General features: G+C 63.7%; 10 protein-coding genes and 1 pseudogene. 3 read left to right on the forward strand and 8 right to left on the reverse strand.

From position 1 onward, the window contains the following. Nucleotides 1-92 precede the first annotated feature (92 nt). Nucleotides 93-1895: a methyl-accepting chemotaxis protein gene (locus CD932_RS16625; RefSeq protein WP_094443910.1), complete on the reverse strand. Its 1803-nt coding sequence runs from the start codon at nt 1893-1895 to the stop codon at nt 93-95. 252 nt (nt 1896-2147) lie between these two features. Here CD932_RS16625 and CD932_RS16630 point away from each other — a divergent pair, with 252 nt between their 5' ends. Genes CD932_RS16630 through CD932_RS16640 form a run of 3 tightly spaced genes read left to right on the forward strand, consistent with a single transcriptional unit; the run spans nt 2148 to nt 5864 of the window. Continuing rightward, nucleotides 2148-3716: an ATPase domain-containing protein gene (locus CD932_RS16630; RefSeq protein ID WP_094443911.1), complete on the forward strand. Its 1569-nt coding sequence runs from the start codon at nt 2148-2150 to the stop codon at nt 3714-3716. Further along, nucleotides 3713-4957 carry a sensor histidine kinase KdpD gene (locus CD932_RS16635; protein WP_094443912.1) on the forward strand — a complete coding sequence of 415 codons (1245 nt, stop codon included), beginning with the start codon at nt 3713-3715 and terminating at the stop codon, nt 4955-4957. Before CD932_RS16630 ends, CD932_RS16635 begins: the two co-directional genes overlap by 4 nt. Nucleotides 4958-4961: 4 nt before the next feature. After that, the gene (locus CD932_RS16640; RefSeq protein ID WP_094443913.1) at nt 4962-5864 is read left to right on the forward strand and encodes an alpha/beta hydrolase; all 903 of its coding nucleotides are present in this window, start codon (nt 4962-4964) and stop codon (nt 5862-5864) included. A gap of 2 nt (nt 5865-5866) precedes the next feature. Here the strand turns inward: CD932_RS16640 and CD932_RS16645 are convergent, their stop codons facing one another. The 7 genes and pseudogenes from CD932_RS16645 to CD932_RS16675 all read right to left on the reverse strand — a co-directional run bounded on the left by CD932_RS16645 (nt 5867) and on the right by CD932_RS16675 (nt 11087). Continuing rightward, nucleotides 5867-6307, reverse strand: coding sequence for an alpha/beta fold hydrolase (locus tag CD932_RS16645; RefSeq protein WP_094443914.1), 441 nt, complete (start codon nt 6305-6307; stop codon nt 5867-5869). A 25-nt stretch (nt 6308-6332) separates the two neighbouring features. Further along, nucleotides 6333-6785: pseudogene (locus tag CD932_RS16650) on the reverse strand (cryptochrome/photolyase family protein); the annotation flags it as partial. Next, on the reverse strand, nt 6785-7228 hold the full coding sequence (locus CD932_RS16655) for a GNAT family N-acetyltransferase (protein WP_254926636.1): 444 nt from the start codon (nt 7226-7228) through the stop codon (nt 6785-6787). The gene CD932_RS16655 and the pseudogene CD932_RS16650, both read right to left, overlap by 1 nt. Nucleotides 7229-7237: 9 nt before the next feature. Further along, the gene (locus CD932_RS16660) at nt 7238-8296 is read right to left on the reverse strand and encodes an AI-2E family transporter (RefSeq protein WP_094443916.1); all 1059 of its coding nucleotides are present in this window, start codon (nt 8294-8296) and stop codon (nt 7238-7240) included. Nucleotides 8297-8378: 82 nt separating this feature from the next. After that, nucleotides 8379-10142 carry a gamma-glutamyltransferase gene (gene ggt, locus CD932_RS16665; RefSeq protein WP_094443917.1) on the reverse strand — a complete coding sequence of 588 codons (1764 nt, stop codon included), beginning with the start codon at nt 10140-10142 and terminating at the stop codon, nt 8379-8381. A gap of 91 nt (nt 10143-10233) precedes the next feature. Next, nucleotides 10234-10683 (reverse strand): hypothetical protein, encoded by a 450-nt coding sequence (locus CD932_RS16670; RefSeq protein ID WP_094443918.1) that lies wholly within the window; start codon nt 10681-10683, stop codon nt 10234-10236. Then, a complete protein-coding gene (locus CD932_RS16675) occupies nt 10665-11087 on the reverse strand; it encodes a hypothetical protein (RefSeq protein ID WP_094443919.1) in 423 nt (140 codons plus the stop codon). Before CD932_RS16675 ends, CD932_RS16670 begins: the two co-directional genes overlap by 19 nt. Between the last annotated feature and the right edge of the window lie 11 nt (nt 11088-11098).

An 11098-nucleotide genomic window follows, 5' to 3' on the forward strand; every position in this document is an offset into this window, starting at 1 on the left:
CGTCTTTTCAACAGGCATGATCATCCCGCAAAAGCGGAATGGACCTTGCCAATCAATGCAAGAATCGGCCGGCCGCCTGGATCACCTGCCCTTTACGCCTCCATCTTGAAGCCGCCCACAATCACCGCCAGGTTGGTCGCCTGGTCCTGCAGCGATTGCGCGGCCGCAGCGGCCTCTTCGACCAGGGCCGCGTTTTGCTGGGTGGCCTGGTCCATATGGGCGATGGCGCGGTTGATTTCTTCGATGCCGGTGTTCTGCTCGGCGCTGGCGCCGGCGATTTCGCTGACGATGGTGCTGACGTTCTTGACGCTGCCGACGATTTCCAGCATGGTCTGGCCGGCTTTTTCGACCAGCACGCCGCCATCGGTGATTTTCGATACCGACGAGTCGATCAGCACCTTGATCTCTTTTGCCGCCTGGGCGCTGCGTTGCGCCAGGCTGCGCACTTCGCTGGCGACCACCGCAAAACCGCGACCCTGCTCGCCCGCGCGCGCCGCCTCCACGGCCGCGTTCAGGGCCAGGATATTGGTCTGGAAGGCGATGCCGTCGATGACGCCGATAATGTCGACGATCTGGCGCGACGACTGGTTGATCGCCTCCATGGTGCTGACCACATTACCGACCACTGCACCGCCCTCTTCGGCGATGGTCGACGCATCGAGGGCCAGGCGGTTGGCCTTGCGCGCATTGTCGGCATTCTGCTTGACGGTCGAGGTCAGCTGTTCCATGGCCGAGGCGGTTTCTTCCAGTGCACCCGCCTGTTGCTCGGTGCGGCCGGACAGGTCGAGGTTGCCGCTGGCGATCTCCGACGACGACACCTTGACGGCATCGCTGGTGCGGCGGATTTCCAGCAGGATGGCGGTGATCTTTTGCACGAATACATTGAACGAGCGCGCGATCTGGCTCACTTCATCCTGGCCGTCCTCGGGCAGGCGCATGGTCAGGTCGCCGTTGCCCGAACCGATGCTGTCCATGGCATTGCGCACTTGCGACAGGCGGCGGAAAGCGGCGGCGGTAATCATGCCGAGGATCAAGGCGGCCAGCGCCGCCACCAGCACGATGGTGACCAGCGCCGATTGCGTGGCGTGGCGCATGCCGGCGTTGACGTCGGCCTTGTCCATCGCCAGCATCAGGGTCCATTCCGTGCCCTTGATCGGCACGCCTTGCACCAGCTTGGCCGCGCCGTTCAGCTGCAGCTCGGTCTTGCCCTCGCTGCCGCCCAGTGCAACAAGACGCTCGGCCGTCAGTTCGGCATTCCACTCCTTGGCCGGCTTGTTGATCCATTGCGCATCGGGGTGGGCCAGCATCAGGCCGTCGCGGTCGACCAGGAAGGCGAAGCTGGCCGGCGTCGGCCGCACGGCCTTGACCACGCTGCTGACGCCATCGAGGAACATGGCCGCCGCCACCACGCCCTGCAAGGCGCCGTCCTGCTTGACCTGGGCCGTGAACGACACCATCGGCTTCTTGGTCAGCACGTCGGTATAGGGTTTGGTCACCACGGCCGTGCCGGCCTTGACCGATTGCTGGTACCACGAGCGGCCGGTCGGATCGTAGCCGGGCGGCAGTCCTTCGGGGTTCGAGGTAAAGGCGGTCTTGTCCTGCTTGCCGAGGGTGGTGACGTAGAAGCCGCCGCCTTTTTGCAACTGACGGATGACGAACACCGGGTCCGCTTGCAGCACGCCTTCGGCCGCAGCGGCGGTCATGCTGGCGCGGGAGGCCACCCATTCATTGATGGCGGAGGCATAGCCGTCGGCGATGGAACGGGAATTCTGGTCGATGGCGCGGTCGTTCGAGTTCTTGACGATGACATATGACACGGCACCCACCAGGCCAAGGCTCAGCAGGAGCAAGGAAATACTGAAAAATAAAATGCGCGTTCTGATCGAAGAAAACATGAAAATATGTCCTGTTATTGTGTGTCATTACTTCTCGGCCGCAGCCGCGGAAAAAAGCGCCATCCCAACCATTTACAGCGGGAAATTTATCGTACCGGATTTTTTTCGCCAACCGAAAGGACGGCTCAAAATATTCAGCCTGCCAGCCACAGTCCTTGTTTGCCCCCGCCCTTGGACTGAGTGCGAGCTCTCCTATCCGTAGCCAAACTGCTACACTGTAGGTAACTATGGTCTTTTTACTCTCTATCGCACATGAATAACGTGGAATCGCTGGTCAGGACCGGTATCGCCGGGCTCGATGAAATCCTTTTCGGCGGCATTCCGCGCCATAACAACATCATCGTCGAAGGCGCGCCCGGCGCCGGCAAGACGACCCTGGGGCTGGGCTTTATCCATGCCGGCGCGGCGCAATACAACGAGCCTGGCGTGATTGTGTCGTTCGAACTCGACGAGACCAAGCTGCTGCGCGACGCGGCCGGCTTTGGCTGGAACCTGCAGGAACAGATCGACGGCGGCCTGATCAAGATCGTCCAGACCAGCCCCGCCGTGCTGCTGTCGGAGTTCCGCAATACCGATGGCGCTTTTTCCACCGCGCTGCGCACCATGGGCGCCAAGCGCCTGCTGATCGATGGCCTGACCCCCATGCGGCTGTACGCCGAGGCACACGACCTGGCGTTTCGCGAAGACGTGCATGTGCTGATCGAGGGCCTGAACCGCCTGGGCGTGACCACCATGGTGACGGCCGAGCGCGACGAATCGATCGCCACGCCGGCGCATGAGCGCTTCGTCTTCGACACCATTATCGAATTGTCGCGCGCCGAGCACCGGCGCCGCGTCGAGCGGCGCCTGACGGTGTCGAAGTCGCGCGGCCAGGACTTTATCGCCGGCAGCCACACCATGCGCATCGAAGCGCACCAGGGCATCCATGTGTATCGCCGCGCGCAGTCGCGCCCGGTGGTGCTGAACGACCAGCCAACGTCCGACAAGCGCATCTCGGTCGGCGCGCCGGCCATCGACATCCTGATGGACGGCGGCCTGTACGAGGGTTCGGTGACCATGGTCAGCGGCATTTCCGGCACCGGCAAGACGGTGCTGTCGGTGCAGTTCCTGACGGCCGCCGTCAAGGCCGGCCACAAGACCTTGCTCGTCACGCTCGATGAACATCCGCGCCAACTGGCCCGCAACGCCGCCTCGCTGGGCTTTGACCTGGACGGCATGCAGCAGCGCGGCGAATTGTTCCTGCTGTACGAGTCGCCGCTGGAACTGGAGCTGGACGTGCACTTCGACCGCGTGATCAAGCTGATCGAGCAGGAAGGCATCACTTGCATCGTCTTCGATTCGATCGCCGTGTACGAAATGGCCAGCCGCGCGGAGGTGGCCGACTATCTGTATGCGCTGGCGACCCACTGCAAGAACCGCCTGGCCACCGTGTTTTTCAACTACGAAAGCCCGGAACTGCTGGGTTTGTCGCAGATCAGCGAAGAACTCAAGGGCTCGCATCTGGTCGACAATATCATCCTGCTCAACTACGTCGAGATCTCGACCGTGCTGCGCCGCGCCATCGCCATTCCGAAAGTGCGCGGCAGCCGCAACCGCCAGGTCACGCGCGAATATGTGATCGCTAGCGGCGGCCTGGCGCTGCTCGACGAAGACTGCACCGAAGTGGCGCGCGCCAATGCGGTGCCGCAACTGCCGTTCTCGGCCTATTCTAGCCTGCTGTCGCGCTCGCCCACGCGCCAGAGTCCGGCCATCGAATCGGCCGTCGTCAATGGCGAAGAGCTGCCCGATTCGGTAGTGCTGCCGCAACAAGAGACTTCGTGATCCGCATCGCCGAACCCGATTTTGCCCAGGTCGACTGGGACGAATGGCGCACGCCACTGCTGCAGTTCAGCCAGGCAAGCGGCCTGGTCGTTTCTGCCTATGATATCGCCGGCGCGCGCCAGCTGGGCCCTTTGCTGTCGACGCGCACGGCGCGCTTTCTCGGCACGTCAAGCCTGTGGCAGGACGACGGCCCCGGCACGGCCGTCGAGCGCCGGATCGTGGCCGGCATGGCGGCCGGCCAGGCGAATACTGAAGAATTGTTCCACGGCATGCGCATCTGCTCGCTGCCCCTGACGCGCGCCGGCGAGCGTTATGGCGCACTGGTGTTTGGCTGGTGCATGCGCGACTTCAGTTCGCCCATGGCCTGCGAACAGCTGGCTGCCCTGACAGGCGTGGCGGGCCACGCGCTATGGAACGCAGTGCGGCTGGAGTCGCCGCTGACCGACGCGCGCCTGGCTACCTACCGCGAATTGTTGCGCACCCTGGCCGGCTCGCTGGACCGCCAGCGCGACACCATCGATGAATTGAACCGGGTGAGCCGCACCCGCGACCTGTTCCTGGCTACCGTCTCGCACGAAATGCGCACCCCCTTGTCGGCCCTGTCGATGCGGGTCGACCTGCTGCTGCACACCCTGCAGGACATGGCGCCGGCGCTGCAGGCATCCTTGCTGGCGATGCGCGTGCATGTGCGCCAGGAAGCGGCCATGGTGGAAGACCTGATCGACGCGGCGCGCACCCTGACCGGCACCATGTCGATCGAGCGCTTGCCCGTCTCGCTGGGGCGCATCGTGCGCGACGCCGTGTCGACCGTCGAAACCAGCGCCATTGAAAAACGCATCGTCTTTTCCATCACGCCGGCCAACTACGGCGACCATATCCAGATTGACGCCGATCCACGCCGTCTGCAGCAGGTGTTGTGGAACCTGATACTGAACGCCATCAAATTCACGCCGCCGGGCGGCAGCGTCGGCTTGAACATCGCCAGCGACTTTGATGGCGTGCGTATCCGCGTGCACGACAGCGGCCAGGGCATTGCGCCGCAAGACCTGCCACATGTGTTTGGCGCCTTCACCCTGCAAAGCCACGCCAATGCCAGCGGCCTGGGCCTGGGGCTGTATATCGCGCGCCGCATCGTTGAGCTGCACGGCGGCGCGATTACCGTGGCCAGCGCCGGCAAGGACCTGGGCAGCAGTTTTACCATTTACCTGCCCGGCGCCGCCCCTCCCTCCTTACTTGACTGAAGCAATGCGTTTGAAACCCGTTTCCCTGCTGCTGGCACTGTGCTGCCTGTTCAACCATGCCCAGGCAGCCACCGCGCCTGCCCCCTACGCTTTGCCCAATACGGAAGTACGCGACATCCGCGCGCAAGCCCTGCAGCGCGATTACCAGCTGTTTGTCGCCCTGCCCGACTCCTACCGCGAAGGCGGCAAGCGCTACCCGGTGGTGTTCGTGACCGACGCCGACTATGCGTTTGGCGTGGTGCGCAATATTGCCCAGCGCCTTGCCAGGCATGCGGGCATGGAAGAAGTCATCGTGGTCGGCCTGTCGTACGCGAAGGGCGATGGCGCCGTCTACAGCCGCCGGCGCGACTACACTCCAACCACGCCGCGCAAGCACGATTACCGCTCGGACATGCCGGGCCGCCAGCCGGCCTTTGGCGAAGCGGCCGGCTATGCCAGGTTCATTGCGGGAGAAGTATTTCCCATGATCGCCAGCCGGTACCGCGCCAACATGGGCCGCAAGATCTTCGTCGGCCATTCCTATGGCAGCCTGCTGGGTTTGCAGATCATGCTGACCGAGCCGCGCACCTTCGAGCATTACATCCTCGGCAGCCCTTCGCTGTGGTACGACGCCGGCCTGATGTTCGACCGCGAGCAGGCCTATGCCGGCACGCACAAGGACCTGCCCGCGTCCGTGTTTTTCGGCATCGGCGGCCTGGAGCGCCTGCCGGCCGGCAAGAAGCGTTCTCGGTCGGAAGAGGATGCCGACATGGTGGCCGATCTGCAAGAATTCAACCAGAAGCTGACTTCCCACAAGTTTGCCGGCTTGACCACGCGATTGCGCGTGTTCGATGATGAAGACCATGCCAGCGTGTTTCCGATGGTGCTCACGCACGGCTTGCGCGCGTACCTGAAGTCATCAAAATAACGTCAACGTACATGCGCCAGGTGTTGATCGATCAGGCCCGCCACTGCTGCAGCGTGCGTGTATGCCAGATCGTGATCAGCCCCCTTGATAATGTGAAGGTCGGCACACGGCAGGAGTCGCAGCAGCCGTTCGCCAACATTTACCGGACTGATGGGATCGGCATCGCCCCACAGCAATAACATCGGCATGCGCAGGTCTGACAACTGCCCGCTCAGATCTTCGTGATAGTTGAGGAACCAGTCGGGCAGCGTGGGAAAGTCCTTGCGCACCAGCTCCCGCCAGTCTTGCGCGCCGAGTCCGGCAATATCGAGGCCACCGGAGGTTGCGGCCAAAACCAGATGCGTCACGTGTTCAGGCCGGGCCAGCGCCGCCCGGATGGCGACCACGCCGCCCATCGATTGGGCGATCAGTGCACAGGGGCCGTCAATCTGATTGACGACCATGGCGACCAGGTCGTCGATGCCGTCGACGCTTGCGGCCCTGGAAGATGTCCGCCGCTTCGTGACGGCTGGTATGGAAATGGTCGGTATCGACCATCAGCCACGGCACCGTGGCGGCTCGACCATGCAGGTACAGCTGCCGGTCGAGCCGCCACTCGTCGGGCGCCTGGTATTGCACCGAGGCGGCGCCATATTCAGCCACCAGCGCGTCGAGATTGTCGGTGATCGCCTGCGCGCTTGCGGGCTGGCCGATGGCGATATAGTGGACACGATGGCCGGCTTCGCGCAGCTGGCGCGCAAAGTCGCGCATGGCCGCAAAGATGGCGAGGATCTTTTGCGCATGGTGCAGTACGTAATCGGTTTCCTGGCGCACTTCCATCAACACATGGACGATGGTGTCGTCGACCTCGGCAAACCAGCGGTGCAGCGTGTTGAGCTGGTCGCCGAGTACCAGGCGCAAGGTGGTGGTGGCGCCGTTCATTACACAGTCAGCAGATAGTAATTATCGAATTGCTCTTGCCCGACCAGCTTGAAACCATGGCGCAGATAAAAACGGTTCGAATCGCTGTCGCGCAGCGCGCCCACCTTCAGCGGCAGGCCCTGCACCCTGGCCTCGTCGATCACGCGCATCAGGACGATGGCGCCGATACCCTTGCCCTGGCTGTCGGGGTGGATGTACAGATGGTCAAGCAGCAAGGCGGCCGGCTCCGGCTTGACGACGACAAAGCCGATGCGCTGGCCGGCCAGCGCGACATGGCGCGTGTGTGCGGGCGCATAGCCGGACAGAAAACGTTGGCGCGCACGCTGCGGGTCGAAGCGGCCGATGCGCGTCAGGCTGTCGCGCATGGCGGCGATGCGCAGGGCGACCAGTTGCTCGGCATCATCCTGATGCGCCGGCGCCAGCATGATCGTCGTCTTGTCCATGTTTGACGCCTACTCCGTATGAAATTCGCTGGCCGTGGCAAACAGATCCCAGGCCGCAATAAACATGGCCGCGACGATGGGGCCGATGACGAAACCATGCAGGCCGAACAGGGCCATGCCGCCGACGGTGGACAGCAGCACCACATAGTCGGGCATCCTGGTGTCCTTGCCGACCAGTACCGGGCGCAGCAGGTTGTCGACCAGGCCGATCACCATGATGCCGAAGGCGATCAGGGTCACGCCCTGCCAGATCGAACCGGTGGCCAGGAAATAGATGGCCACCGGCGCCCACACCAGCGCGGCGCCGATGGCTGGCAGCAGCGACAGGAAGGCCATCAGCACGCCCCACAGCAGCGGCGCGCGCACGTCGAGGAACCAGAAGATCAGGCCGCCCAGGGCGCCTTGCGCGATGGCGATCAGGATATTGCCCTTGACGGTGGCGCGGATCACGGTGGTGAAATTATTGAACAGGCGCTGCTTGTATTTGCGGCTCAGCGGGATGGCGCCGCGGATGCGCGCCGTCAGCGCCGCGCCGTCGCGCAGCAGGAAGAACAGCAAGTACATCAAAATGCCCAGGCTGGTCAGGAAGTCGAACGTGTACAGGCCTATATTGATGGCTTTGACGGCCACCGCCTGGCTGACCTGCGAGGCGCCGGCCGTCAGCTTGTCCTGCAGGCTGGCGAGGTTGGCGAGGTTGAAGCGGTCCAGCAGGCTGACCACCCAGGCCGGCAGCACGTCCATCACCTTGCCGAAAAAACCGGCCACGGTAATGTCGCCAGCGCGCACCATGTCCACCACCGACGCCATCTGGTTGACCAGGGCGCCGGAAATGAGCGACAGCGGCAGGATCACGATCACCAGGATCAGCAGCAACACCAGCATCGAGGCCAGGGTCGCCCTGCCCCTGGTTTTCAGCAGGACCCAGCGATACACGGGGGCGAACACGATCGCCAGGATCACGCCCCAGAAAATCGCGCCCGCGTAGGGCAGCAAGATCCAGCCAAAGGCGATGGTGACGATGGAGAGCAGGAGCAGGAACACCTTTTGTTGGAGTGTGAGCTGGTGCATGGAAGGTGGCTGATTGATAAGTGAAGTTGCACCATGATAAGCCACTCACGAGATATTGCCTCACACAACTGTCACCAGTGCTTCAATATCCCAAAGCCGAGCCCGCCGGACGCCGGCCGTCGTTGGCGCCGTAGATATAGCCGGGCAGCACTTTGCCCGATACACCGGCGTCATTGCCCGCGCTGGCCGGCCCGACGCCGGCCGCATTCGGCAGGCCCATCATGATCAGCTCGGTCGCACCCCAGGTGGATTGTTCCTTCATCGTGTAGCCCATGCCGGTGAGAATGTTGAGCGTGTCCGGCGACAGGCCGCGCCGCTCGTAATACACCTGGTCGGGCAGCCACTGGTGATGGATGCGCGGCGCGTCCACCGCTTCCTGCGGCTCCATGCCGTAGTCGATAATGTTCAGCGCCGACTGCAAGGTGATGGTGATAATGCGCGAGCCGCCCGGCGAGCCGGTGACCAGGAATACCTTGCCGTCCCTGGTAACCAGGGTCGGCGCCATCGACGACAGCGGCCGCTTGCCCGGCGCAATCGCATTGCGCTCGCCCTGCACCAGGCCGTACATATTCTTCGCGCCGATCTTGGTCGTGAAGTCGTCCATCTCGTCGTTCAGGAAAAAGCCGGTGCCCGGCGCGATCACCACCGCGCCGAAGCGCCCGTTCACCGTATAGGTGGTCGAGACGGCGTTGCCTTCCCGGTCGACCACCGAGTAATGCGTGGTTTCCGGCTTTTCGCCTTGCGCATTGGGCTGCACCTGGGCCGACGGCGTGGCCTTGTCGGGCAGGATCTGGCTGCGGATCTGCGCCGCATACGACTTGCTCAGCAGATGGTCGAGCGGGTTTTTCACAAAGTCCGGGTCACCCAGATAGGTATTGCGGTCCTTGTAGGCGTGGCGCATGGCTTCGGCCATATAGTGCACAGAGGCGGCCGAGTTGTAGCCCAGCTTTTTCATGTCGTAGCCTTCCAGGATATGCAGAATCTGGCACAGGGTGACGCCGCCCGAACTCGGCGGCGGCGCCGAGACGAACTGGTAGCCGCGATAGCCGCACGTCAATGGCGCCATTTCCGTCGTCGTGTAGGCCGCAAAATCGGCCGCCGTGATCACGCCGCCACCCTGCTTCGCCGCTTTTTCCACGGCAGCCGGAATCGCGCCTTTATAAAAGGCGTCAGGCCCGCGCCGGGCGATTGCTTCCAGGGTATTGGCCAGGTCCTTCTGCACCAGCCGGTCGCCCGGCTGCAAGGGGCTGCCGTCCTTGCGCAGGAAGATGCGCGCCGCTTCCGGATCTTTCCTGAAATACGTCACGGTGGTGTCGAGGATGTCGGTGTCGCCGCGGTTCAATATATACCCCTCGCGCGCCAGTTGGATGGCCGGGGCCAGCACCTGGGCGCGCGTCAGCTTGCCGTACTTGCGCTGCGCGTAGTCGAAGCCCGCCACCGTGCCGGGCACGCCGACGGCCAGGTAGCCATGCAGGCTGGCGCCCGGCTTCAGATTGCCGTCGGCGTCCTGGTACATGGTGGCGCTGGCGGCGGCCGGCGCCTTTTCGCGAAAGTTGATGAAGGTATCCTGGCCATTGGCCAGGTGGATGGTCATGAAGCCGCCGCCGCCGATATTGCCGCAGCAGGCATTGACCACGGCTTGCGCATAGCCGACGGCCACGGCGGCATCGATGGCGTTGCCGCCTTGTTTCAAAATATCGACGCCGACCTGGCTGGCCAGGTGCTGGGAAGAGACCACCATGCCATTTTTGGCTTCCACGGCGGGCAGAGAGGCGGCCTGTACGGCGGAGGAAATGGCCAGGGCCATGATGGTGAGAGCGGCTGGAGCCAGGTGGCGGAGAGACATCGCGGTATCCTTGGTGCTTGAAGAAAGGATAATGGTACAGCAGCGCCGTGTTTATGCCCACGCCGCCCCGGCGGGCGCACGATCATGTCGATCAGGTCGGCTTCAGTGTCCGCCGCCGGCCCATCTTGCGATTCCGGCACGCCATTTCGTGCGCAGCCGCTGCCAGCCGATCACAATGCCGGTGGCGCTCAAGGCCAGGCCGCCCAGACCATTGCTCGCGCACCAGCAACTGGCCGTCTTGCCGCATCAGCAGCCGGGTGCGCGCCGCCCCATCGCGCGCCAGCAGGTAAGGCTGGCCATCGAGCACCCGCCATTCCAGTTCCACCGCGTGAAAGCCCTGGGCCGCCAGCACGCTCAAGGCTTGTTGCGGCGTCACATCGAGCTGGCGTGTCGCCGGCGTGCCGCCCTGCCAGGCGGCAAGATCCGGCCGCTGGCCTTGCGGCTCGAAGATGCGCAGCGGATTCATCGCCATCAGGCCGCTGAAGATCCAGGCGCATACGAAGCCGGCAAACAGCAGCCCCGTCACATGATGCCAGCGCATCGACGATGCGCGGTGGCGGCGCTGGCCGGTGGCAACAACTGGCCATTGGCAGCATCGAACAGCCGCAAGCGGGCGCCGCCATCGCGCACACGGTAGACAGGCGCGCCGGCCACCGTGGTCAGCGCGATCTCGCGCGCATCAGCCGGCATCGCCACCTGTGCCACCTGTGCCAGCGGCAGGCGACAGCAGGCCGGCGACAAGGCTGACGCCAGGGCTGGCAAGGCCCCCAGCCGCTCCCAGGGCGTGAGCTTCGGATAGCCGACAAACAGCATCACCATGCCGCTGATAAACCACAGCAGCATCAGCACGCAGGCGGCCACGCCGGTCCAGCGGTGCAACTGGTATAACAAACGATTGATGCGCAGACGATCGATGCGCAGGCGTTTCAGTGTCAAGCCCATCATATGGGTGGGCG

Source organism: Janthinobacterium sp. PC23-8 (assembly GCF_002250505.1).
In the GTDB taxonomy this organism is placed as follows: Bacteria; Pseudomonadota; Gammaproteobacteria; order Burkholderiales; family Burkholderiaceae_D; genus Janthinobacterium.